Origin of the sequence: Streptomyces maremycinicus (assembly GCF_001184025.1) — a bacterium.
Taxonomy (GTDB): Bacteria; Actinomycetota; Actinomycetes; order Streptomycetales; family Streptomycetaceae; genus Streptomyces; species Streptomyces maremycinicus.
Genome location: NZ_BBYG01000010.1, coordinates 615190 through 639594, shown reverse-complemented (window position 1 = coordinate 639594; position 24405 = coordinate 615190). Strand labels below are relative to the sequence as shown.

The 24405-nt window shown below is 73.8% G+C and carries 18 protein-coding genes and 1 pseudogene; 4 read left to right on the top strand and 15 right to left on the bottom strand.

What is annotated here, in order from left to right:
• Nucleotides 1-4 precede the first annotated feature (4 nt).
• Nucleotides 5-886, bottom strand: a complete 882-nt coding sequence (locus AOQ37_RS10380) for a hypothetical protein (RefSeq protein ID WP_062643487.1) — start codon at nt 884-886, stop codon at nt 5-7.
• A gap of 556 nt (nt 887-1442) precedes the next feature.
• Between AOQ37_RS10380 and AOQ37_RS10375 the strand changes: the two genes are divergently transcribed.
• The 3 genes from AOQ37_RS10375 (at nt 1443) to tgmB (ending at nt 3145) form a co-directional block, all read left to right on the top strand.
• Nucleotides 1443-1727: a DUF1232 domain-containing protein gene (locus AOQ37_RS10375; protein ID WP_062643485.1), complete on the top strand. Its 285-nt coding sequence runs from the start codon at nt 1443-1445 to the stop codon at nt 1725-1727.
• 223 nt (nt 1728-1950) lie between these two features.
• On the top strand, nt 1951-2142 hold the full coding sequence (tgmA, locus tag AOQ37_RS10370; RefSeq protein ID WP_020129087.1) for a putative ATP-grasp-modified RiPP: 192 nt from the start codon (nt 1951-1953) through the stop codon (nt 2140-2142).
• 16 nt (nt 2143-2158) lie between these two features.
• Nucleotides 2159-3145, top strand: a complete 987-nt coding sequence (gene tgmB / locus AOQ37_RS10365; protein WP_062643483.1) for an ATP-grasp ribosomal peptide maturase — start codon at nt 2159-2161, stop codon at nt 3143-3145.
• Between the two features lie 64 nt (nt 3146-3209).
• Here tgmB and AOQ37_RS10360 read toward each other — a convergent pair whose 3' ends face one another.
• The 14 genes and pseudogenes from AOQ37_RS10360 to bdeA all read right to left on the bottom strand — a co-directional run bounded on the left by AOQ37_RS10360 (nt 3210) and on the right by bdeA (nt 22495).
• Nucleotides 3210-3455 (bottom strand): DUF5133 domain-containing protein, encoded by a 246-nt coding sequence (locus AOQ37_RS10360; protein WP_062643481.1) that lies wholly within the window; start codon nt 3453-3455, stop codon nt 3210-3212.
• A gap of 105 nt (nt 3456-3560) precedes the next feature.
• The gene (locus AOQ37_RS10355; RefSeq protein ID WP_062643479.1) at nt 3561-5330 is read right to left on the bottom strand and encodes an ABC transporter ATP-binding protein; all 1770 of its coding nucleotides are present in this window, start codon (nt 5328-5330) and stop codon (nt 3561-3563) included.
• 26 nt (nt 5331-5356) lie between these two features.
• The gene (locus AOQ37_RS10350) at nt 5357-6217 is read right to left on the bottom strand and encodes an aldo/keto reductase (RefSeq protein ID WP_062643477.1); all 861 of its coding nucleotides are present in this window, start codon (nt 6215-6217) and stop codon (nt 5357-5359) included.
• Nucleotides 6218-6387: 170 nt separating this feature from the next.
• Nucleotides 6388-7665, bottom strand: coding sequence for an ABC transporter substrate-binding protein (locus tag AOQ37_RS10345; RefSeq protein ID WP_062643475.1), 1278 nt, complete (start codon nt 7663-7665; stop codon nt 6388-6390).
• Complete coding sequence (locus AOQ37_RS10340; protein WP_062643474.1) at nt 7662-8774, bottom strand: branched-chain amino acid ABC transporter permease; 1113 nt, start codon at nt 8772-8774, stop codon at nt 7662-7664. Before AOQ37_RS10340 ends, AOQ37_RS10345 begins: the two co-directional genes overlap by 4 nt.
• On the bottom strand, nt 8767-9663 hold the full coding sequence (locus tag AOQ37_RS10335; protein ID WP_062643472.1) for a branched-chain amino acid ABC transporter permease: 897 nt from the start codon (nt 9661-9663) through the stop codon (nt 8767-8769). The genes AOQ37_RS10340 and AOQ37_RS10335 overlap by 8 nt, the downstream gene beginning before the upstream one ends.
• Nucleotides 9664-9821: 158 nt before the next feature.
• Nucleotides 9822-10634: pseudogene (locus tag AOQ37_RS10330) on the bottom strand (ABC transporter ATP-binding protein); the annotation flags it as partial.
• Between the two features lie 2 nt (nt 10635-10636).
• Nucleotides 10637-11419, bottom strand: a complete 783-nt coding sequence (locus AOQ37_RS10325; protein ID WP_062643468.1) for an ABC transporter ATP-binding protein — start codon at nt 11417-11419, stop codon at nt 10637-10639.
• Between the two features lie 303 nt (nt 11420-11722).
• Nucleotides 11723-13012, bottom strand: a complete 1290-nt coding sequence (locus AOQ37_RS10320; protein WP_062643466.1) for an acyltransferase family protein — start codon at nt 13010-13012, stop codon at nt 11723-11725.
• On the bottom strand, nt 13009-15210 hold the full coding sequence (locus AOQ37_RS10315; RefSeq protein WP_062643464.1) for a bifunctional polysaccharide deacetylase/glycosyltransferase family 2 protein: 2202 nt from the start codon (nt 15208-15210) through the stop codon (nt 13009-13011). The genes AOQ37_RS10320 and AOQ37_RS10315 overlap by 4 nt, the downstream gene beginning before the upstream one ends.
• Before the next feature lie 149 nt (nt 15211-15359).
• Nucleotides 15360-16226, bottom strand: coding sequence for a hypothetical protein (locus AOQ37_RS10310; RefSeq protein ID WP_062643462.1), 867 nt, complete (start codon nt 16224-16226; stop codon nt 15360-15362).
• 419 nt (nt 16227-16645) lie between these two features.
• A complete protein-coding gene (locus AOQ37_RS10305) occupies nt 16646-18031 on the bottom strand; it encodes a PucR family transcriptional regulator (RefSeq protein WP_062643460.1) in 1386 nt (461 codons plus the stop codon).
• A 108-nt stretch (nt 18032-18139) separates the two neighbouring features.
• The gene (locus AOQ37_RS41790) at nt 18140-21313 is read right to left on the bottom strand and encodes a LuxR C-terminal-related transcriptional regulator (protein ID WP_062643459.1); all 3174 of its coding nucleotides are present in this window, start codon (nt 21311-21313) and stop codon (nt 18140-18142) included.
• A 246-nt stretch (nt 21314-21559) separates the two neighbouring features.
• A complete protein-coding gene (gene bdeA, locus AOQ37_RS10295; protein ID WP_062643457.1) occupies nt 21560-22495 on the bottom strand; it encodes a bis(hydroxyethyl) terephthalate hydrolase in 936 nt (311 codons plus the stop codon).
• Between the two features lie 558 nt (nt 22496-23053).
• Between bdeA and AOQ37_RS10290 the strand changes: the two genes are divergently transcribed.
• On the top strand, nt 23054-24367 hold the full coding sequence (locus AOQ37_RS10290; RefSeq protein ID WP_062643629.1) for a type III PLP-dependent enzyme domain-containing protein: 1314 nt from the start codon (nt 23054-23056) through the stop codon (nt 24365-24367).
• Nucleotides 24368-24405: the final 38 nt, after the last annotated feature.

The following is a 24405-nucleotide window of genomic DNA, read 5'->3' as shown; positions in this document are numbered from 1 at the left end:
CTGACTAGCCGCCGGTGGGCGGACGTCGGTCCGGGGTGCTCGGTGCCAGGGGCGTCCGCCGTCCGCGCGACAGGCTCACGAGAAGCGCGAGGAGCGCCGTCAGCGCGGCGGCCGCGGCCGCCGGCAGGGCGAGCCAGGCCGGCGCGAGGGTCACCTCCGTGATCCCGGACAGCGCGCCGGTCCCGACGCGCCCGGCGAGCAGCCGGGCGGCGGCCGGCACCGCCGGCACCAGGACGGCCGCCACGAGCAGCGTCCGTGTGGGCCCGCGGACCAGCAGCAGGGCCAGCAGGAGGCAGATCGCGGCCGACGCGAGGGCGGCCGCCAGGACGCCGGGGGCGACACCGTCATGGTGCACGGGGACGTACGCGGCGGCGCACAGGGCCAGCGCCACGACGGTGGCCCACGCCGTCCACGGCACGATCGCGCCGCCCGGCCGGTCCGCCTGCGCTTCCCGCGCCGGTGCCTGCGCCTGTGCTTGCGCACGGGCCGGTGGCGGTGGGGCGGTCGGGAGTCCGGTGCCGGCCGGGTCGGTGAGGGACGGCGCGGGCGCCGCCTCCCCCTGCGGGACGGACGGCAGGGGCGCCACCAGCCCTGCCCGGTCCCGGGCGAGTCGCTCGACGAGCTCCACGACCTCCTCGACCGGCCGGTGGGTGGCCGCGGTCCGGACCGCCTCCTCGCCGCAGTGCGGCTCGAGCGGCGCGCGGTACAGCAGCGCCATGAGCCGGGTGACCTCCTCGACGGAGCGGCTCTCGGCCGCGGCGCGGATCATATGACGGGCGTGCTCCGTGTGGTGCGGCGGCCGGGACAGCACGGCCACCAGTCGCGGCACGTCCTCCAGGGGCCGGTCGGTGCCGACCACCCGCAGCACGCCGGCCGCCGCGTCCACGCCCCCTCGGACTGTTCGAGCAGGGTGATGAGCCGGGCGACGTCCTCCAGCGACCGGCCGGCCGCCGCCGCGTGGAGGAGACCGTCGACAGGGTCGGGATAGCCGGACGCGGCGGCGGATCCGGCGGTTTCCGCGGCCGGTTCGGCGGATTCCGCGGCGGATCCGGACGCGGCTCCGGGGCCGGACCCGCTCGGCGGGCCGACGTCGGGCCCGTGGTCGGGGACGACGGGTGGTGCCGGTGGGACCGGTGGCGGTGCGATGGTGGCGGAGGCGTCGGGGAGGGGTGGAACGGAACGGTCCGTGAGGGACCGTGTGGAGCGGGTGATCATGCTGAGCTCTCTCTGGAGGGTGCGGTCGCCCCTGCACCCCCGAGATGCGACACGCGACGTGACCCTGCCCATTACAGGGGCCGTCCCGCGCACCGCGCCACTCGGACGCGGCAGTCGTGTGAGCCGCGTCCGATGCGGTAATCCCGCCGGAATCGGGCATCCGGAGACCGAAAGCGGGGAAACCGAGTAAGAGCAGACGCCGCGCGACGGACCATATGGGAGGGCCCGTGGATGCGCCAACCACGCTCGTCGTCGTCGCGGCACTGGCGGCCGCGGCCGTGTTCGCCCTGGCCGCCGTCCTGTTCGTGCGCCTGGTCCGCGCCCGCCGGGGCCTGAGACGAGCCGGACTCCCCACCGGGCCGCGCTGGGTGTTCTGGGGCGCGGTCCTGTACTTCGTGCTGCCCACCGACGTACTGCCGGACCCCGTCTACCTCGACGACATCGGCGTCCTCCTGCTGGCTCTGCGTTCCCTGCGCCGTACTCCCGGTTACCCCGCACGCCTCCCCGACTGACCGTCCGGGAAGAGGTTTTCACCCCTGCTCGACCCGATCTCCCCTGCTCCGCGCCCTGTTCGGTGCCCAACCCCGCGATGATCACGGAGAGTAAGGAAACCAACCACCCGTTCGATTCGTATAAGTGACTGAAGGACGCACCTATCCAGCACCAAGCAGCGGGCCCGAGTGACGTCGCACAGCGGCACCGCTTGATCGAGGCAGTACCGACGAGGGAGAGACGATGCAACCGTTCACGCTCAACTACGCACGCCCTGCGGCCGAGTTGGAGTTCAGCACTCCGTACGCCTATGACCCCGGAATGCAGTTGAACGTCACTCTCGACGGCCGGATCGCCGCCCGCGACCACGCGCTGCTGAGAGAACTCGGGACCACGACCTCCACGGCGGGCTCCAAGACCCACTTCGACGACTGAACACGGGCCGACGAAAATGACCGTGCTCATCCTTACCTGTGAAGAGGACGTCACGGCGGACATGGTGGTCGTGCACCTGAACGCCGCGGGCGTCCCCGTCGTCCGGCTGGACCCGGCCGACCTGACCCACTCCGTCGCGCTCTCCGGCGAGTTCGTGCACGGTACCTTCCGGGGCCACCTGTCGTCCGCCGGACGGCTGGTGAGCCTCGAGGGGCTGCGGTCGGTGTGGGTCCGGCGGCCCGGCGCGGCCGCGGCCCGGGCGGCCCAGCCGTCCGCGTGGCTCACGGAGGAGGCCTCACAGGCGCTGTACGGCATGCTCCGCGGCACCGGGGCACGCTGGATGAACCACCCGGACGCGTCCCAGCGCGCCCGGCACAAGCCGTGGCAGCTACGGCTCGCGCAGCTCAGCGGGCTGCCCGTGCCGGCCACGATCGTCACCACGTTCCCGCAGGCGGCCCGCGAGTTCGCGGACCGCTATCCGGACCTGGTGGTCAAGCCGGTGTCCGGAGCCCATCCGCAGGACCCGCCCCGCGCCGTGCCCACCACCCGGGTCCCGCCGGGCGCGGACTTCGCCGCCGTCGCCTACGGTCCGACGCTGCTCCAGCGCCGGGTGGCCAAACGGGCCGACATACGGCTGACCGCGGTCGGCGACCGCATCCTGGCCGCCCGCAAGGAGACGGCCCCCGGCGGCGACCCCGACGTGGTCGACGTGCGCTACTCGCCCTCGACCACGCCGTGGCGTCCCGTCGACGTCCCGCCGCGCCTGGCCGAAGCCGTGCTGAGATATCTGCGGGAGGCTGAACTGGCCTACGGGGCATTCGACTTCGCGGAGGACGCGGACGGCACCTGGTGGTTCCTGGAGTGCAACCAGTCGGGCCAGTTCGGCTTCGTGGAGGTGGACACCGGGCAGCCGATCGCGCGCACCATCGCGCAGTGGCTGGCCGGGCCGTCCCCGGAGCGCGCCGCCCGGCAGGCCGACAGGTGCGGTTCCACCGCCTCGTGAGACGTCCGGGCACGGCGGGCGCCGCCGGGCGCACCGCCGCGCCGGGTACGGCGCGGGGCCGCCCTCAGACGGCCAGGGACAGTCCGCTGTCCGGGTCGCGCGCCGGCACGGCCGCCGCGGACTCGAGCAGGGCGTCCGCCGCGGCGACCGCCTCGCGGACGTCCGACGTGCCCATCAGCACGCACAAGGTGTACGTCACGTCCTTCAGTTCACGAGCCGTCTGCGGCCTGTCCCACTCCGCCTGAGCGATCCTCAGCGTCGCGTACCGGGTCAGCAACGTCCTGGCGACCTTCGGGTCCGGAACGATCACGAGCGCCCCTCTCTCCTGTTTGCGCTGCGTGTGCCCGGACCTGGGCGAATCATGCACGCCGAGCGGGAATGTCACCCGCCGGGGTCATGATCCGGCCATCCGCCCTCAGGCGACCTGCCCGCTGTGCAGCTCCGTGTACGCCCCGCCCCGGCGCAGGAGTTCGTCGTGCGTGCCGGTCTCCAGGATCCGCCCCTCCCCCATCACCACGATCCGGTCCGCGCCGCGCACGGTGGACAGCCGGTGCGCCACCACGAAGGTGGTGCGGCCCCGCAGCAGCCGGGCGAGGGCCTGCTGGACGAGCGCCTCGGAACGGGTGTCGAGCGCGGACGTCGCCTCGTCCAGGACCAGCACCTTGGGGTCCCGGATCAGGGCGCGGGCGATGGCCAGCCGCTGCTTCTGGCCGCCCGACAGCCGGGCCCCGCGCTCGCCGACGAGGGTGTTCAGCCCGTCCGGGAGCCGTTCGACGAACTCCAGCGCGTTGGCGTCGCGCAGGGCCGTGCGTACCGTCTCCTCGTCGGCCTCGTCCTCCATGCCGTAGGCGACGTTCTCGCGGATCGTGCCGTCGAAGAGGATCGACTCCTGCGGCACCACCGACACGAACCGCCGGTAGGTGCGCAGGTCGAGCGTGTTCATGTCGGTGCCGTCGAGCAGCACCCGGCCGGAGGTCGGCCGGATGAAGCCGATCACGAGGCTGAGCACCGTGGACTTGCCCGCGCCGGAGGCCCCTACCAGGGCGACCGTCTCCCCCGGTGTGACGGCGAGGGTGAAGTCGCGTACCGCCGGGCTGCCGCTGTCGTACGCGTAGCCGACGTCCTCGAAGGTCACGGAGCCGTGCAGCGCGGTGAGTTCGGACTTGCCCTCGTTGTCCTCCAGTTCGGGCGCCTGGAGGACCTCGCCGACCGAACGCACCGACTCCAGGCCCTTGGTGATGACCGGGGCCAGCCCGGTGAGGGTGGTGGTGGAGTTGGTGAGGGTGGTAAGGAAGGCGCTCAGCATGACGACGTCACCGGCGGTGACTCCCCAGACGCCGTAGTACGAGATGAGCGCGGCGCCGGTGAGCACGAGCACGCCGATCACGTTGAGCAGCACCCAGGCCAGCGAGCCGAAGCGGCCGTTGAGCAGGTCCAGGCGCATCCCGGAGGTGAGGAGCCGGCTCAGGGTGCCGTCCATGCGGCGCAGCGCCTTGCCCTCGAGCCCGTGGGCACGGGTGACCGGGATGAGGCGGGTCATCTCGGTGACGCGTGAGGAGAGCGTCTCCACCTCGTGCCGGAAGTCCTCGTTGTGGGTGCGCAGCCGGGCTCTGAGGCGGTCCACGAGGACGGCGGCGACGGGTACCACGACGAGGAAGACGGGCACGAACTCGGGGGTGCGCACGGCGATGATGACGAGTCCGCCGGTGAGCACGGTCAGTGCGCCGAGCCCCTGTTCGGCGGTCTGCTGCACCATCTGCTCCACGGTCTCCACGTCCCGCACCACCTTGGCCTGGAGCACGCCGGCGCTGACCCGGGAGTGGTAGCCGATGGACAGCTGCTGCATGCGGGTGCACAGCGCGGACCGCAGGGTGGTGCCCATGCGGCGGACGCTGCCGTAGAGCAGCCGGACGTAGAGCAGGTGCAGGGGGTAGTTGACCAGCAGGATGAACAGGATGACGCCGGTGCTGGTCCAGAGCCTGGCGATCGGCTGGTGCTGGACCACGGTGTCGATGAGGGACGCGGTGATCAGCGGCAGCAGCCACACCGGGCTGTGTTTGACGGTGAAGACGAAGACCGCGGCGACGAGGCTGCGCCGGTCGGCGCGCAGCAGGTAGGCGAGGGTGCGGATCGGGTGCTCGCCCCGGTAACGGTGGTCGAGCGGTCTTTCGTACGACGACGCCATGGACGGCGGTCCTCCCGGTGGTCGTGTCAGACGGCGGCGTCCAGCTCGGCGAGTTCCTCCGCGGTGAGGACGAGCTCGGTCGCGGCGAGGGAGTCGAGGATCGTCTCCGGCCGGCTCGCGCCGGGGATGGGCACCACGACCGGGGACAGGGCGAGCATCCACGCGAGGCACACCCGTTGCGGGCTGACCCCGTGCGCCTCGGCGACATGGGCGAACGGCGCGTAGGAGGAGCCGAGTTCGCGGGCGCGGGAGATGCCGCCGAGCGGGCTCCACGGCAGGAAGGCGATGCCGAGCTCGTCGCACAGCCGCAGTTCGGGCTCGCTGGAGCGGAAGGCCGGGGAGAACTGGTTCTGCACGGCGGTCAGGCGTCCGCCGAGGATGTCGTTCGCCAGCGTGATCTGCTCGGGGTTCGCGTTGGAGATGCCGGCGGCGCGGATCTTGCCCTCGTCCAGCAGCTCGCGTAGGGCCCCGACGGAGTCCTCGTAGGGGATCCGCGGGTCGGGGCGGTGGAACTGGTAGAGCCCGATGGCGTCCACGCCGAGCCGGCGCAGCGACGCCTCGCAGGCCGCCTTGAGGTGGGCGGGGCTGCCGTCCAGGGTCCAGCTCCCGTCGCCGGGGCGCAGATGGCCGCCCTTGGTGGCGACCAGGACGTCGCGTCCCCGGGCGTGGCCGGCGAGGGCCTTGGCGATGAGGGTCTCGTTGTGGCCGACCTCGTCGGCGTGCAGGTGGTAGGCGTCCGCGGTGTCGATCAGGGTGACGCCCGCGTCCAGCGCGGCGTGGATCGTGGCGAGGGACCGGGCCTCGTCGGGTCGTCCTTCGATCGACATGGGCATGGCGCCCAGGCCGATCGCGCTGATGTCCAGGTCACCGATACGTCGGGTCCGCATGGGCTCGCGACCTCTTCTCGGATGCGGGCGGGCAGGGCGAAGTCCGGTGCACCGGGAGGTGATCGCGGTGCACCGGACGTCCTCCAGCCTGACCCCGCCGTCACCCGCGGGTCCAATGGAGATAAGCGAACGCATTCAGCAGCACGGCCGCTGAATCGGCGCGGTGCGGGTCAGGAGCGGCCCGCCAGGTACTCCGTCACCCCCGGCGCCTCGTGCGCGTCCTCCACTCCCACCAGGCCGCCGACCGCCTTCGCGTCCGGCTTGAGCACGTAGGTCGACAGGGAGGCGGGGCGGGACACGTCGGAGAAGTTCTGCGGGGAGCCGAGTCCGGTGTCGACGCTCTTCTGCGCACGGTGCGCCTTCACCACGTCCTCCCGGGCGAGGCTGCCGGCCGCGCAGGCCTTCTTGAGGTCGGCGCCCAGCAGTTGGGCCGCGTTGTATCCGGACAGCACCCCGGAGTCCACCGGGGAGGACGGGTACTTCTTCCCGTACGCGGCCACCATCTTCTGCACACCGGGCAGGTCCGCGCTGACGGCGGGCGCCGCGCTGACCACGTTCAGCAGGCCCAGCAGGGCCGGCGCCGCGGGCGTCTTCAGCAGCTGGGGCGCGAAGCCGGGCGCGCTGCTGACGACGGGCACCTTCAGTCCGCGGGAGGCGGCGACGCCGACCAGGGAGGCCGTCTGGGCCGGGCCCGCGCTGATCAGGACGGCCTTCACGCCCGCCTTGCTCAACGCCGACACCTGGGCGGTCAGGTCCGTGTCCGTCGCCTTGATCTTCTGCGGGACGATCTTCAGTCCGGCCTTCTCGGCCGCCCAGGTCGAGCCCTCCAGGGCGTTGGCGCCGTAGTCGCCCTCGAAGTAGACATGGCCGATGGAGTCGCCCTTGGCGAGGCCCTTGGTACGGGTGAGGAAGTCGACGGCCGTGATCATGTCGACGTCGTAGGTGGTGCCCATGACCTGGACGGAGTCCTTGCCGAGCAGGGAGGCGGCCCAGGCCTGCGGGAAGGTGAGCAGGTGGTCGCTCTCGATGTCGTCGAGGAGGGCCGCGACGACGGGGGAGCCGATGACCTGCGGCAGCGCGACGACGTCCGGGGAGAGGTCGGCGTAGGCGGTGACCGCCTTCTGCACGTCGTAGCCGTGGTCCTTGACGACGATCTCGACCTTGCGGTCGCAGATGCCGCCGGCCGCGTTGGTCTCGTCGGCCCACATCTGCTGGGCCTGCACGATGCTCTTGCCGAGGGTGGCGTAGGGGCCGGTCAGGTCGGTGAGGGCACCGAGCCTGATGGTCTTCTCGGTCACCCCCGGGCCGGACTTGACGCCGTCGGCGCTGTCGGAGCCGCTGTCGCCGTCCGCCTTGGAGCTGCATCCGGTGGCCGCGACGAGCAGGGCCGCGAGCGCGGCGGCGAGAAGGGTTCCGGGGACGCGGTGTCTGTGGTGCGTGCGGTTCACGGGGTGGGCTCCTTGGTTCGGAGGGCGGAGGCGGATGGACGGGTCGCGGGCGCCGGGGCCGGCGGGGCGGGGCGCAGACGGGTGCGGACGCGGCGGACGAGGCCGCGCAGTCCGTCGGGGGCGTACAGCAGGATGAGGACGATCGCCGCGCCGTAGAGGTAGCGGGCCGCCTCGGTCGGGCCCACTCCGCCGTCGGTGGTGCCGGGGGCGGTCACCAGCGGCAGCTGGTCGGCGTAACGGGTCATCAGCAGGGGCAGCGCGGTGACGAAGACGGCGCCCGCGGCGGCTCCGGCCACCGAGCCGAGGCCGCCGATCACGATCATCGCGAGGTAGTCGACCGAGAGGGCCAGGCCGAAGTAGTCGGGGACGACCCGGCGGAAGGCCAGCGCGAGCAGTACCCCGGCGAGGCCGGCGTACATCGACGACACCACGAAGGCCGCCGAGCGGTGGCGGGCGATGTCGACGCCCATCACCGCGGCCGCCGTCTCGCTGTCGCGCAGGGCCGCCAGGGCGCGCCCGGGTCGTCCGCGCAGCAGGCCGCGGGCGGTCCACCAGGTGCCGGCCAGCAGGGCGAGGCCGAGGAACCACAGCCGTTCCTCGGCGCCGAACGGCACGCCGAGCAGGACGAGTCCCGGGTCGTCGTCGGTGAAGGAGAACCCGCCGATGCTCAGCGGGGGCACGGAGCGGCCGTTGAACCCGCCGGTGACGGAGTCGGCGGTGAGGAGCACGTGGTGGCCCAGGAAGACCAGGGCGAGGGTGGCGACGCCCAGGTAGATGCCGCGCACCCGCCCGGCGACGGGACTGAACAGTCCGCCGGCCGCCCCGGCGAGCAGCACGGCGAGGAGGGCGGCGAGCCCGGTCGGCAGGCCCGGGCCGGGTTCTCCGGCCAGCCAGGTGTAGCCGTAGGCGCCCACGGCGAGGAAGAAGGCGTGGCCCAGGGAGAGCTGGCCGGCGGTGCCGGTGAGCAGGCCGAGGCCGACGGCGCCGATGGCGGCGGCCATCGAGAACAGACCGATGCGCAGCCAGAAGGCGTCCAGGTAGAAGGGCGGCGCGCACAGCAGGAGCGCGGCCAGGAGCACGACGGCCCCCTTGGGGATCCGCTCAGACACGAGCCGCTCCCTTCGCGCCGAACAGTCCGGTGGGCCGCACCAGCAGGACGGCCACCATGACGGCGTAGGGGGCGACGTCGCCGAACCCTTCGCCCAGCACGTGCAGTTCGGACTGGTAGCCGGCCGCCAGCGCCTCGGTCAGGCCGATCAGCAGGCTGCCCGCCAGGGCGCCGGGCGGGGAGGTCAGACCGCCGAGGATCGCGGCCGGGAAGGCCTTGAGGGCGATCTGGCCAGTGGTCCGTTCCAGCCCGGGGGCCGGGAACGCGGCGAGGAACACGGCGGCCAGGGCGGCCAGGGCCCCGGCCAGGCACCAGGCGAGCATGCGCACCCGGCTCAGCCGTACGCCCATCAGCGCGGCCGCTTCCGTGTCCTCCGCGGCGGCCCGCAGGGAGAGGCCCCAGGAGGTGTGACGGAACAGGGCGAAGACGGCGCCGATGGCGAGCGCGGAGACGGCGATCGCGGCGAGCCGGCTGTCCGCGACGGTCACGGAGCCCAGGCGGGTCACCGAATCGCCCCACGGGTCGCCGAGGGTCAGCAGATCGCCGCCGATGCGCCGGGAGAGGTCGGTGAGCAGCACGATGTCCACGCCGATGGTGACGATGGTCTGCACATGGGCGGCCTGCGGGTCGGGGTCGCCGCGCTGGAGCAGCAGCCGGTCGAGGGCTCCGGCGAGCGCGGCGGTCGCCAGGACGGCCACCGCGAGGGCGCCGGCGAAGCCGAGGTCGTCGTGGAGGACGGCGACGAGGTAGCCGCCGAACAGCAGCAGCGAGCCATGGGCGAAGTTGAGCACGCCCGACGCCTTGAAGATCACGACGAAGCCCAGCGCGACCAGCGCGTAGACCGCGCCGAGCGCGAGCCCGGTGAGGATGCTGTCGAGGAAGGCGGTCATACGGGGTCCCCTTCGGAGTCGGTTGCCTCTTCGAGGGCGGTGCCCTGTGCGGTGGTGCCCTGAGCGGTGGTGCCCTGTGCGGTGGTGCCCTGTGCGGTGGTGCCCCGCGTGCCCGCGTCCCGCGCGGGAGTGTCCTCGCCGGGGACGTCCTCGCCCGGCGCGTCCTCGCCGGGCGTGCCGAGGTAGGCGCGCAGCACCTCGGGGTGGCGGCGGACCTCGTCGGGGGTGCCATGGGCGATGCGCCGGCCGAAGTCGAGCACGGTGACCTCGTCGGCGAGGCGCATCACCAGGCCCATGTCGTGCTCCACCAGCAGCACGGACAGGCCGAGTTCAGCGCGGACGGTGTCGATCACCTCGGCCGTACGGGCGCGTTCGGCGCCGTTCATGCCGGCCACGGGCTCGTCGAGCAGCAGGACGCGCGGCTCGAGACAGAGCGCCCGGGCGAGCTCCACCCGCTTGCGGTCGCCGTACGACAGCAGGGCCACGGGTGTGTCGAAGCGGGCGGCCAGTCCGGTGAGTTCGGCGATCTCCCGGGCCCGCGCGAGGTGGGCCCGCTGTTCGCGCACCGCCCGGGGCAGGCGCAGGGCGGTCGAGGCGAAGCCCGCGCGGGACAGGACGTGCCGGCCGACCATGAGGTTGTCGGCGACGGTGCCCTCGGTGGTGACGATGTTCTGGAAGGTGCGGGCCACGCCGAGGGCGGCGATCCGGTGCGGCGCGCGTCCGGTCAGTGTCTCGTCGCCGAGCAGGACCTGCCCGGACGACGGGCGGTACAGGCCCGACAGGACGTTGAAGCAGGTGGACTTCCCCGCGCCGTTGGGGCCGATCAGGGCGTGCACGGAACCCGGGGCGACGGTGAACGACACCTCGTCGAGGGCCGTCAGGCCGGCGAAGCGCACGGTCACGTCCCGGACCCGCAGTGGCGGGGGTGCCGCCGGGAGCCGGCCGGGGGTGGTGCCGGTGGTGGGGCGCAGGCTCACGCGGCCCCCTGGTCGCCCGCGTCGTCACCGAGGTAGAGGCGCCGTACCGCGTCCGTGCGCGCGAGGTCGTCGGCAGGACCGGACAGCCGGACCTCGCCCACTTCCAGGACGTAGGCGTGGTCGGCGAGGGACAGCGCCATGCCCGCGTTCTGCTCGACCAGCAGGACGGCCGTGCCCTGCGCGTTGATCTCCCGGATCACCTCGGCGATCCGGAACACCATGCGCGGGGCCAGACCGAGGGACGGCTCGTCGAGGAGGAGCAGCCGCGGTGCCGCCATCAGGGCCCGGCCGATGGCCAGCATCTGCTGCTCTCCGCCGGACAGCAGTCCGGCCGCCTGCCGGCCGCGCTCGGCGAGTACCGGGAACAGCGTGTACACGCGGTCGCGGGCCTCCCGGACCTGCTCGGGTGCCCGTCGGCCGAGGCCGAGGCCTCCGGTGCGCAGGTTCTCCTCCACGGTCAGCCCGGCGAAGACCCGGCGGCCCTCCGGGACCTGGACGACGCCTGCCCGCACCGCGGCCACCGGGTCGCGGCCGTCCAGGACGGTGTCGCCGTAGCGGACGAGGCCGGCCGTGACGGTGCCGCGGTGCAGGCGCAGGGTGCCCGACACCGCCCGCAGCAGCGTGGACTTGCCGGCGCCGTTGGCGCCCAGCAGCGCCACGACCGCGCCGTGCGGGACGGTCAGGGACACGGAGCGCAGGGCTGACAAGGCCCGCCCGTACGTCACGTCGAGACCCTCGACGTGCAGCGCGGGCCGCTCCTGCGGGGGTACTCCGGGCATCGCGGCTCCTCGGTTCCGTACCGGCGGGCACGGAGTTTCTGGGGAAGGGGAGCTCACGACAACACGACGGAGGAGGGGCGGTACAGGCGCGGAGGCGGGGTCGCTGCGCCGCCCCAACGGGAGGTCGGCGGGGTTGTGCCGGTGCCCAGGCGGGCGGGCCGGTGGTGCCCGTCGGGGAGGGACGGGGGTGTCCTGCGGTGCGGGAGGTGACGCGGGAGACACGAGGTGCCGCCGGCCTGGACGCCGGAAGCGGAACGGGTGCCACCGCGTGACGCGGTGGCACCCGTGATCGTCGGCCGGCGGTCAGTGTTTCGCGCGTCGCGCCTTGTTCGCGCGGCGGCCGTCGGGCCAGAGGCGGGGCTTCCGCTTCGCCGCGATGTCCTCGATCCAGCCGGTCGCGAGGATCATCACCCCGATGAGGGGCCAGACCAGCAGGAACATCCACAGCATGTACGTGGAGTCGAGGAAGTCCGTGGCGCTCCCGTTCTCCATGAAGGGGAGCCGGTAGGCCAGGTCGATGATCGGGACGGTGGCCATGATCAGCAGGTTGTGCCACAGGTAGATCGTGACGGCGCGGTTGTTGGAGAGCGTGATCAGCCAGTCCCAGCGGGCCAGCCGGGGCGGGAGTTCGTGCCACGAGGGCGAGTACTGGAGCAGGATCACCACGAACCCGAAGGACCAGGCCGCCTGGGCCAGCGGAATGTCGTTGAGGTCCCAGCCGTCCGGTCCCAGGTGCCCCGAGGCCCACCACAGGCCGAAGGCCATGACGAGCGCCGAGCCGGAGACCGCCGCGTAGCGGGGTATGCGCGCGAGCACGCCCTCCTGATGGGCGAAGCCCAGCACCCAGCAGCTGCCGTAGACGGCGAAGTCGCTGACCGCGTTGCCGGTCTCGCCGGGTATGGACACCACGCCCGTGCCCACGACCGCCGTCAGCGCCAGCGGCGCGAACAGCGTGACCCAGGGCGCCCGGCGGAACGCCCACAGCAGCAGCGGCGAGGCGAGGACGAACCACAGGTACGCCCGCAGGTACCAGAGGACACCCGCCGCCTGGACCGCCCAGGTGTTCTCCAGCAGGCCGGACTTGGAGCCGATGTCCCAGGGGAACGGGGGCGCGCCGAGCGGGACGACGTAGTTGAGCAGTTCGACGACGCCCAGGGTGCCGCCGTGGTCGGGGTCGTCCAGCGGGTTCCAGCCGCCCACGAACATCAGCGTCAGGGCGGCCGCGCCGAACAGCCACAGCGGCGGCAGCAGTCGCCGGACGCGGTCCCGGATCACGCCCAGGGGCGGACGCTTCAGCGAGCGTGCCATCAGCGAGCCGGCCAGGGCGAACATGACACCCATGGACGGGAACAGCACGGTGAGCCAGGCCCAGCCGAACAGGTGGTAGACGACCACCCGGACCAGGGCGATCGTGCGCAGCAGGTCGAGGTAGCGGTCGCGTCCCGGCCTCTTCGGGGCCGCGGCCTCCGTGCTCCCGGCCTCGTCCGCGGCGGGTGGTTCCGGGAGGGTCCGGGCGGTCCGCTGCCGGGGGACGCCGAAGGCCGGCGTCCGATCGGGGCCCGTGTTCGTCCCGGTCGGGTAACCCTGGGTCATGCGACAGGCCTCCGGTCGTTGGTGCTGCCGGTGCGCTGACGCGGCACCGGGCCGCCGGGCGCCTCGACGGCGCCGGTGCGCCGCAGCTTCTGCCAGCGCAGCCGGCCGCCGGTGAGCGCGGTGATCCAGGACTGGAGCAGCACGACGTACATGAGCTGGCGGTAGAGGATCTGCTGGAGGGGCAGCGAGATCAGGTGGATCATGCGTTCGCGGTCGAGCCGGAAGGCGTAGGCCGCGCACACGGCCTGGACGGCGAGGACGCCCAGCCAGGCCACGATCGTCTTCTGGGTGGGGCCGAAGACGACTCCGTACAGGAGGAAGACGTCGATGAGCGGGGCCAGCAGCGGGGCCAGGACCATGAACAGCGACACGAACGGCAGGCCCACGCGGCCGAACCGGCCGGACGGGCCGCGCTCGAAGACCGCCCGGCGGTGCTTCCAGATCGCCTGCATGGTGCCGTAGGACCAGCGGTAGCGCTGGGACCACAGCTGCTGCACGGACTCCGGGGCCTCCGTCCAGGCGCGGGCCTTCTCGGCGTAGACCACCTTCCAGTTGTCGCGGTGCATGGCCATGGTGATGTCGGTGTCCTCGGCGAGCGTGTCGTCGCTCATGCCGCCGACGCGCTCGAGGGCCGAGCGGCGGAAGGCGCCGACGGCTCCGGGGATGGTGGGCATGCAGCCCAGGACGTCGTACATCCGGCGGTCGAGGTTGAAGCCCATCACGTACTCGATGTGCTGCCAGGCGCCGATCAGCGAGTCGCGGTTGCCGACCTTGGCGTTGCCGGCCACGGCGCCGACCTTCGGGTCGCCGAAGGGCTGCACCAGTTCGCGGACGGTGGACGGCTCGAAGACCGTGTCGCCGTCCATCATCACGATGAGGTCGTACCGGGCGTTGGCGATGCCCCGGTTGAGGGCGGCCGGCTTGCCCGCGTTGAGCTGGCGGACGACCCGGACGTTCGGCAGGCCCAGGGCCTCCACGATCCGCGCGGTGCCGTCGGAGGAACCGTCGTCGATGACGAGCACCTCGATGGGGTGCTCACTCGCCATCAGCGACCGGACGGTGTTCTCGATGCACTTGGCCTCGTTGTACGCCGGGACCAGCACCGACACCGGTTCGGTGACGGGCGGGCCCCAGTGGAATCCGGGCTTGCGCACCCGGCGGGCGTGCAGGGCGGACAGCAGCAGCATGAGCACGAACCGGCTGATGACCAGGACGCCGATGACCGAGAGGCCGACCATCAGGACCCCGGTGACGTTCTCCGCGGCGCCGACGAGGAAGATCCACGCCTTGCCCTTCCACAGATCGAGACCGGTGACCGGGGTGTGGGCGCTGGGCGCGCCTAGGGCCTCGGTGAGGTTCTCGAACTCGTAGCCGCGGGACTTCAGCTCGGGCAGGAACCGGTCCAGCGCCTGGACCGTCTGGTGGCGGTCGCCGCCGGAGTCGTGCATCAGGACGATCGCGCCCTTGCCGCCCTGGGGCGTGGCGCGCCTGACGATCTCCTCGACGCCGGGCTTCTTCCAGTCCTCGCTGTCGGTGTTGTTGACGACGGTCAGGTAGCCGAGTGAGCCGATGTACTCGGTGACCGGCCAGGACTTGTCGTCCATCGCGTCGGCGAAGGAGGAGTACGGCGGACGGAACAGCGAGGTGCGGATGCCCGCCGCGCCGGCCAGCGCGAGCTGGTTCTGCGACAACTCCCAGGAGATACGTTTCTTCGACTGGTAGGAGAGGTCGGGGTGGTTGAAGGTGTGCAGGCCGACCTCGTGCCCCTCGTCCACCATTCGCCGGACGAGGTCCGGGTAGCGGGAGGCCATGGTGCCGGTGACGAAGAAGACGGCGTGCGCGTGGTGCTTCTTGAGCACGTCCAGGACCTTGGGGGTCCAGACCGGGTCGGGGCCGTCGTCGAAGGTCAGGACCAGCCGGTGGTCGGGCACCTCGCGGCTGGTGCTGCGGCCGCCCCGGCTGTCGATGACCGGGCCGCCGTCCAGGATCTCCTCGGGCACCTTGTCGGCGGACGCCTCGGGCTGGACGCGGTGGTCGGCGAGGATCTCGCTGTGGACGTAGCCGCGCACCATCAGCATCGCCATCATGGCGACCAGTACGAGGCTGGGCAGCATCAGACGCATCGGTACGCGGCGGCGCCGGACGGCACTGTCACGGGCCGCGGCTGCGGCCCTGCGACGGCGGGCGGGGAATGCCATCGGAAGGTGTGCTCCAGAAAGGGGACCGGATGGGACCGGAGGGAACCGAGGTGGGGTGAGCGGTGCCGAGCGGGGCTGGGCAGGGTCGAGCGGGGCTGAGCGGGCGAGCTGAACGGGGCTGGGCCGAGCGGGGCTCGGCGGAGGAGAGGTCAGCCGGTGGACACCGAGTTCGCCTCGCCGACGACCTCGCCCGTCGTGCCGGTGTCGTCGACGACGCTCGGCGACGGGCTCACGCCGCTGTCGGGCTGGCTCGCCTCGGGCGAGGCGACGGCGGACTCCGACGCGGCGGGACTGGCCGCGGGCGCCGAGGCGGTGGGGTTCACGGGAGTCGCCCCGGTGGACGCCTCCGGCAGCGCGGACGCCGCCGGCCGACCCGCGCTCGCGGTGGCGCCGGGCGCGGCGGTGGCGTCAACGCCGGTGGACGACGCCGACTGCGCGGCGTCCGACGAGCCGGCGTTCGGGGCGCCGCTGTCGGAGCCCGAGGGGCTCGCCGAGGCCGAGGGCCCGGACGAGGTCTCGACCTGCTCGGCGGGCGTGTCGCCGCCCAGACCCGGCAGGGGCAGCCAGGGTGCGCTGGAGTTGCCGGACATGAGGGTGGCGACGATGACGAGGGCGTACACGGCGCAGGCGACGCCGACGGCCACGCCGAGCAGCCGCAACCGGCGGCTGCGGCGGCCCGACTCGTCGACGAACACGGGCGTGCTGGTGCCGTCCTGGGGTTCGAGCCGGTGGCCGGGGGCAGCGGTCGTGGACGCCGGGTCGACGCCCGCGAGTTGCACCGTCAGCTCGTCCGCGCCCCGGAAGGAGTCGCGGACGGGTTCACGGACGGCGTCACGGAGGGGATCACGAAGAGGCTCGTGAAGGGGATCGTGGAGAGGTTCCGCCGCACCGGCGTCCGTGAAGGCGGGGTACACCGCGGTGCCGGCCGGCAGGGGGGCGGTCGCCTCGGTGCGCGCGGAACCGGGTTCCTCCGCGGTCTCCCAGAAGCTCCCGGCTCGTACCGCTCTCGCCTGCACGCCGGTTCGGCGCCCGGCGAAGACGGAGCCGTCGGGCCCGGATGCAACGTCCGAACCTTCAGGTTGGGCGTCATCCAGCCAATGTTCCACTTACCCATCCCCCACGAGACCGCTGCGGGGTGCGCAGACGATGCCAGGCACACGCCGACCGGACCAAGCCCCCACCTGGTCCGAGCGCCCCCCAAATAGTTGATGCTTGGACGGTGACTATAACTCACCTGGTGAAAGCGTGAAATTTGTGTCAGAAGTGTGAAGACATCGATCCACCAGGGGTGACCGAAAACGATCCTCGCACAGGCATCCGGGACGACCCAGACCCATCTCACAAGGCGGACGAGGCGCACGGGTCACACATGGCCGACTGATCGGTGATTCCGGGCATCACACCCCTGTGACGGCATAACGCCGAGGGCCCGTGATCAGCGGGTGCGCAGGCCCCGCGCCGTCAGGGCGAGGCTGATCTCCACCAGATCGGCCGGCCGGGACAGCGAACGGCCCGTCAACTGCTCGTAGCGGCGCAGCCGGTTGAGGACGGTGTTGCGGTGGCAGTACAGCCGCTCCCCCGCCCGCTGGGCGGAGCCGTCACAGGCCAGCCAGGTGGCCAGGGTGTCGAGCAGCACGGCCTCGTCGGCGGGTTCCAGACCGCTCAGCGGTCCGAGCACCCGCTCGACCAGCGCCGCACCCAGGTCGGGCGCCGAGACCACCAGCGCGGCCGGGAGGTGCTCGGTCAGCCGGACGGTGCCACCGGCGCGCGGGCACATGCCCAGCGCGATGTCCGCGAGGCGACGGGCGTCGCCGACCGCGGCCAGTCCCGACACCGCCGTGCTGACGCCGGTCCGCGCGCTGCCCGAGGCCGACGGGACGGCGGACGGCAGGGCGGACGACACGGCGGACGGTGAGCCGGCCTCGCGGCTCCCGGCCCTGGTCCCGGCCCCGCCCTCGTTCCCGCCGCACCCGCTCCCGGCGTCGCCGCCGTCCTCGATCCCGTTCTCGCCCTCGCCCAGGAGGACGATCCCGTAGTCCACCTCCACCCCCGTGTGCCAGTAGGCGCGTCGGCCCCGGCTGTGGGCGGCCCGCGCCCCGGCGGCGTCGGAGGGGCAGCCGGCCGTCACCGCCACGACGACGTACCGGCCCTCCTCGGGGAGGTCCAGCGCCTGGGCGGTCTCGGGCAGGTCCGCGATCCGGCTGGCCCCGTCGAGCAGGGCTCCGGCCAGGACCCGCAGCCGGTTCTCGCGCCGCCAGGCGAGCTGGCGTTCGACCTGCCGGTAGGCGTCCGCGACGAGCGTGCAGTGCTCGTCGACGAAGTTCCACACGTCGGCGGCGATGTGCACGAGCAGCCGCACGTCCTCGGGGGCCGTGCGGCAGGTCTCCTCGATGAGCCCCTGCCACACCAGGGACCCGCCCAGCCGGAACGCGTGCAGCAGGGCGTCCAGCGGAAGACCCTGTTCCGCGCGGGTCGCGCCGATCTTCCACGAGCAGCGGCGGGCCGCGTCCCGGTTGCCCCTCGGGTCGATGAGCGAGGACACGCTGTGCCGCAGCGAGCGGTGCACCTCCTGCCAGGTGGCGGCGGGATCGCTCGTCACGGCCGCGCGGTAGGCGGGCTCCTGGTCCTGGAGCGCGGCCACCAGCCGGTCGGTGAGATCGGGCAGATCCGCCAGGAGCGCCCGTGCGGCACGGTGCAGGACCCGGAGGGCGTCGGCGTCGATCAGCGACCGCACGTGCGGCGGGTGCGGCCGGGGCCCGGGGGCGGCCGGCGCACCGGGCGCGGGACGGAACACGGTCCGTGACCGTAGGGCCTGATGCATCGCGGTCCTCCCCCGGGGCAGTGTTCAACCGTCCGACTCGTCCTGCCACGAAGGATGGCATACCGTCCGGTCGGTCCCTAGGGGTGTGCAGCATTGTTTTCTCTCCGGTCAACCCTCCTGTCCGGCCTTCTCGACCATGCGCACCAGTTCGACGCGGGAACGCACGCCCAGCGCCGCGAAGACCTTCCGCAGGTGGTAGTCCACGGTTCGGGTGCTGACGGAGAGGGTCAGCGCCACCTCCCGGTTGGTGGCGCCCTCGGCCACGCGCCGGGCGATCCGCAGCTGCTGCGGGGTGAGTCCGTCGAGCCCCAGGCCCAGCCCTGGCGCTCGCCCTCCGCCGCTCTGCGCCACGCCGCCCGCCCGTAGTTCGGCCCGGGCCTGGTCCGCCCAGACACGCGCGCCGCAACGTTCGAAGCCGACGAGGGCGGCGCCGAGTCGGTCGCGGGCCTCGCTCAGCCGGCGACGCCTGCGCAGCCACTTGCCGTGCAGCAGCTCGGTGCGGGCGCGTTCGAAGTCGCCGCCGCCGGCCGCGTCGTGCAGGTCGAGCGCGTGACGGTACAGGCTGTCGGCCCGGTCCGCGGGGGCCAGCAGCGCCCGGCAGCGCGTCAGCTGGGCGGGGGCCTGCGGGTCGGCGCCGAACCCGGCCCACCGGGCGAACTCCTCGACGACCTCGGAGACCTCGGTGACGCCGTCGTCGGCCCGTCCGGTCGATGCGGCGGCCTCCACGAAACACGGTACGGCGAGCATCCACACCGCGAAGTGCCCTCTGCGCGGCCCCGGGCGGACGAGTGGCCCGAGGCGGTCCGCGGCCTCCCGGGGGCGCCCGCCGGCCAGGTCGGCCCGTGCCGTCGCCCACTCCGCCAGCGTCGCGGCCTGCACGAGGCCGTGCTGCCGGGCGGTGGCCAGCGCGGTGTCCGCGTGGGCGGCGACCTCCTCGGGAGTGCCCTCGATCGACGCGGCGAGGGCGAGTACCGCGTGGTGGTGGGCGGCCGTGTTGCGCTGCCCCGTCCGGTGCGCGGCCCGCAGCCCCTCCTCCGCGTGGGTCCTGGCCAGCGCGTGCCGCCCGGCGCGCAGCTCCGCGTAGGCGAGGTACTCCCGGGCCCGCGCGAGGGTCGCGGCGGTCCCGGGGGTGCCCGCGGCGGCCAGGGCCCGCGCCCCGGCGCGGCGGGCGGCCGCGAGATCGCCCAGCAGCAGGGCGGCGGCTGCCGCGCGCAGCGCGGTGTCCGGTTCCTCGGTCCCGGCCGCGCCCGCGGCCTCCGCGTCCACGACCAGCCGCCGCAGCGGCCCCGCCGCCTGCGTGAACTCCCCCTCGAGCAGAGCCCGAAGACCGGCCCGGTAGCCGAGCAACCCGACACCGTGCCCCACACCCCCCACCGCCCCACCCTGGACGCCGGGCGGCCCCGCCGAAGCGTCCGGGGGGCGAGGGTCACCGAGTTGCCGGACGGAACGAGTGTCCGGGGCCTGCGCGTCTTCCCCGGTGTCCGTCCCGGGCCGACCGCCCGGCTCGTCACCCCGGTCCCCCGGCCGGTCCGCCGAACGGACCCCGGCCTGCTGCCTGGCGGCAACCCGCGCATCCGGAACCGGGAGTCGGCCCGGGGCCGAGGCGGGGGCATGGGTCGGGGCTTGGGCCCGGGCCCGGGCCGAGGCCGGGACCTGAACCGGGGCCGGGGCCGGGGCGGAGGCCGGGACCTGAACCGGGGCCGGGGCCGGGGCGGAGGCCGGGACCTGAACCGGGGCCGGGGCCGGGGCGGAGGCCGGGACCTGAACCGGGGCCGGGGCCGGGGCGGAGGCCGGGACCTGAACCGGGGCCGGGGCCGGGGGCTGGAGGGGGTCGGCCGTGGTCAGGGCTTGTAGGCAGCCCTGGGGGTCGCCCGCTGTCCAGGCGGCGTCGACCGCGGCCAGCAGGGCCGCCTGGGACCGGCGTGGGGACGACTCGGCGAGCAGGCGTGCCGCCAGGAGCAGGGACGCTCTGGCCTCGTCGACGGCGCCGTCGTACAGGACCGTCGTACCGCGAACCAGTTCGACGCGACCGCGCAGTGCCGTGGGCACCGCGCTGTCCCGGGCCCGGTCGAGCAGCCGCAGGGCCCGGTGCGTGCGACCGTCCAGCAGGGCCTGCTCGGCCGCGGCCGTGTACCACTCCGCGCGCCGGGTGCCGTCCTCGCTCAGATCGGCGGCGTGGGTGTAGGCCGCGCACCGCAGGCTCCGGGGATGCGTCCGGTCGTCGGCCGCCGCCGCCAGTCCGGTCGCCGTCCCGCTCGGGGGCACGGTCGCGGAGCGGGCCCGGTGCAGCAGCACGGGCAGATCGCCGGCCCCCGTCTCCGCCAGGGCCCGGGCCAGCGCGCGGTGTGCGGCCCGACGCCGCTCGGGCCGCGCGCCCGCGTACACCGCGCGGCGCAGCAGATCGCTGTGGAACCCGACCTCGCCGTCGGCCCGGACGAGCAGCTCGGGCAGCGGGTCGAAGGAGTACGCGGACCGCGCGCCGGGACGCGTCCCCCGCAGCAGCTCCACCGCCCGCCGGACGAGCGTCAGTCCGACCCGGGTGCCCTCGGTGTGGTCCGTGTCCCGGACGGCCGCCGCGACCGTCAGCAGCAGGTCCTCCTGCGCCGGTGTGAACCCGGTCAGGAAGGGGCCGGCGAGCCCGGTCAGCAGCTCGGCGTCGACCGGCGGCCCGGGCAGCTCGCGGTGACCGCGGATCTGGCCGGGCGACAGCCGCCGGACCATCCCCAGCAGCAGCGCCGGGCTGCCCGCGGCCGCGTCCACCAGGTCGTCGCGCACCGCCCGGTCGAGGGCCCCGCCCGTCGCCTCGTCCAGGAGCGTGGCCGCCTCCGCCGGGGAGAGCGGGTCGACGCGCACCACCGGCAGCGCGGCGAACTCCCGGTCGACCGGCCGGTGTCCGGAGACGCTCAGCAGCACGCTCACCCGGCCGCCGCGCAGGTGGTCGGCGGTGCGGCCCAGCACGGCGCGGGTGGGGGCGTCCCACAGATGCGCGTCGTCGACGCACACCAGCATCGGTCTGCCGCCGGACGCGGCCCGCAGGGCGTCGACGAGCACCACCCAGGGCGGGCCGGAGGCGGCCCACGGCCCCACCGGCGCGCCGAGGGCACGCAGCAGGGCGCGCAGACCCCCTAGGGGTACGGCCGAGGCCACCGGGTCGGCCCGCACACCGACCACGTACGCGGCCGGGCACGAGCGGGCGGCGCGGGCCAGGAACGCCGTGCGGCCGCAGCCGGGTTCACCGGTCACCACCCGCACACCGCCGCCGTCGGTCGTCTGTCCGCTCATTCCCGTGACGTTACGTACGGGTAACGGGCGGCGGAAGCCGTCCGACCGGTTCGGCGACGACGCCGCCGCGGGCCGTTCCGCACCCGCCACCAGTGGGTTCTCGCGCGACGGCCGTGACACACCTTGTGCCGGATCCCAACGGCCGCCGCCGCGTCGCGTGCACCCGCACAGCGACGACGGCGACGGCGACGGCAGCAGCACCAACAACTGCGGCTGCGGCTGCGGCCCCGTTCTCCTCACGTCGTATCAGGACGTGTGCGGGCAGTTGCCCCGGTACTCGTCGATCGTCGTGCTGGGCCGCGGGAGCGGGCACAGGAACTGCTCGTAGCGCGTGTCGTTGTCGATGAAGCGCTTCAGCCACGAGATGCCGTACTTCGCGATCGTCGTGTTCGACGAGTTCGGGGTGAAGTGGGTGGCGTTGTTCAGCTCCAGGTAGGCGCGGTCCAGGGAGGACGGCAGGCTGGAGTAGAACGGCTCCGCGTGGGTGCCGACCGGGGCGACCGTGTCGCCGTCGGAGCCGACGATCAGCGTGGGTGTGGTGATCTCGGGCCAGCTCTTGTCGAGGTTCCACGGCGTCAGCGGGATCGCGGCCTGGAGCGAGGGCCGAGCCTTGGCGGCCTCCAGGCTGCCACCGCCGCCCATCGAGTGGCCCATGACGCCGAGGCGGCTGCTGTCGACACGGGTGCGCACGGAGCTGACCTGGGTGAGGTGGTCCAGGGCCGCGAGCAGCTGACGGCCGCGGGAGTCGGGCTGGTCCAGCGTGGTGAGCGTGTCGATGGTGAAGACGACGAAGCCCTGGGACGCCAGCCGCGGGCCCAGCCAGGCGAGGGAGGACTGGGTGGCGGTGTAGCCGGGCGCGACGGCGATCGCGCCGAAGGTGCCGTCGGCGGTGCTGGTCGGGTAGTAGATCGTGCCGCCGCCGAAGCCGGTCGCGACGAGCGAGGAGACGGTGGTCTGGGACACCGCGTACGGGCCGCGCAGCGCCTCGATGCTCGCGGTGGTCGGCGCCGGACCCCGCTCGTAGGGGTTGTCCGCCGCGTGCGCGCCGGGGCCGCTGAGCGTGGTGAGGCCGAGCACGGCGGCGACCGCCGTGGCGAGCCGGACGAGCTGTCCCTGCCGGGGTCGGGCGGAGCTGCGGTGGGGGGAGCCGGTGGAGGCGCGGTGGGCCGCACCGGTGCGCATGTGAAGCTGCACGAGGAGTCGTCCTCTCGGTCGGGCGGGCCGCGAGAGGCGCCGCCGCTGGACTGGCGGTGCCACTGTCGGGGCCGGACCGGTGCGGGGGGATCGGCGATGTCACCGGTCTCGCGGCCTTTCACCGGAGAAGACCGGGAGACGGCGCCCCCGCGCTCCCGCGCCCGCTTGCCCGCCCGCCTGCCTGCCCGCCTGTCGACGCGCCCGCGTTGCCCGCCCGCCTGCCCGCCCGTCTGCCCGCCTGTCGACGCGCCCGCGTTGCCCGCTCGCCCGCATGCTCCGGCGCCCGGGATCGCTCGTCCGCGGAGACGGAGGTTCCGCTCGTCCTCGGGCCGGTCCCGAGGACGTGGGGCCGACGCGGGAGGAGTCTGGAGGTGTCACCCGACCCGCGTGACACCTTCCGCGTCCGAAGGAGACGAGCACGTGCTGCTCCCCGCCGAGAACCAGCCGTCCGCCGAACCGACCGACCCGCGGACCGGCCCCCGGACCGACGCACCGACCGACGCAGCGACCGACGCACCGACCGACCCGCGAGCCGACGACTCCCCCGTGGCCCTCGCCGTCCGGCAGGCCGTCGCGGACGGGCTGCTCGGCGAGGACCGCCCGCTGGCCGGGTTCGTCGACGTGCGGGGGGTGCGCGACAGTGTCGCCGGCCTGCACGCGGCGTTCGCGCGGGTGCCGGAGGTCCTGCACACCTTCGCCGCCAAGGCCTGTGCCCTGGTGCCCGTGCTGAGGCTGCTCGCCGAGACCGGCATGGGCTGCGAGGTGGCGAGCCGCGGCGAGCTGCGACTGGCGCTGGACGCGGGGTTCGCCCCGGCGCGCATCGTGCTGGACTCCCCGGCGAAGACCCGCAGCGAGATCCGGGAGGCCCTCGCCCTGGGCGTCGCGCTCAACGCGGACAACCTCGACGAGCTGGAACGGATCGACGCCCTGCGCCCGCCGGGCTGCGCCTCGGTGCTCGGGGTGCGGGTCAATCCGCAGGTGGGGGGCGGGTCGATCGGCGCGATGAGCACGGCGACCGCGCACTCCAAGTTCGGGGTGGCCCTGCGTGATCCGGGGGCCCGCACCCGCGTCGTCGAGGCCTTCGCGCGGCGGCCGTGGCTGACCCGGCTGCACGCGCACGTGGGTTCGCAGGGCTGCCCCCTTCCGCTGATCGCGGAGGGCCTCGCGGCGATCCACCGGCTCGCCGAGGAGATCAACGCGTCCGTCGGCCGCCGCCAGGTCACCAGCCTCGACCTGGGCGGCGGGCTGCCGGTGAACTTCGCCGACGACACGGTCACGCCGACCTACGCGCAGTACGTGGCCGCGCTCGACGCCGCCGAACCGGCGCTGCTGGACGGCGGCTACCAGGTGGTCACCGAGTTCGGCCGCTCCCTGATCGCGAAGAACGGCTTCACGGCGGCTCTCGTCGAGTACGTGAAGGACGCCGGTGGACGCCGGGTCGCGCTCACCCACGCGGGCGGGCACATCGCCACCCGCACGGTCTTCATGCCGGACGCCTGGCCGCTGCGGGTGTCCGCGTACGGCCCGGACGGCACGCCCAAACGGACGCCCCTCGTCCGGCAGGACGTCGCCGGGCCGCTCTGCTTCGCCGGAGACGTCGTGGCGCACGACCGGCCGCTGCCCGCGCTCGCCGAGGGCGACCTGGTGGTCCTGCACGACACCGGCGGGTACTACTTCTCGGCGCACTGGTCGTACAACAGCCTGCCCAGGCCCGCCGTGTACGGCTACCGGCTCGAGGCCGGGCGGGTCACCTTCGCCACCGTCCGGTCCGCGCAGACGGTGCGGGAGATCTCCGCCGAGAGCGGTCTGGACCGGGCGGACGCCCTGCTGACCGGTTTCGCCGCGCCGCCGGAAACCTGACCCGTGCCCGGCAGGCATCATCGGCGCGATCCGGAGCA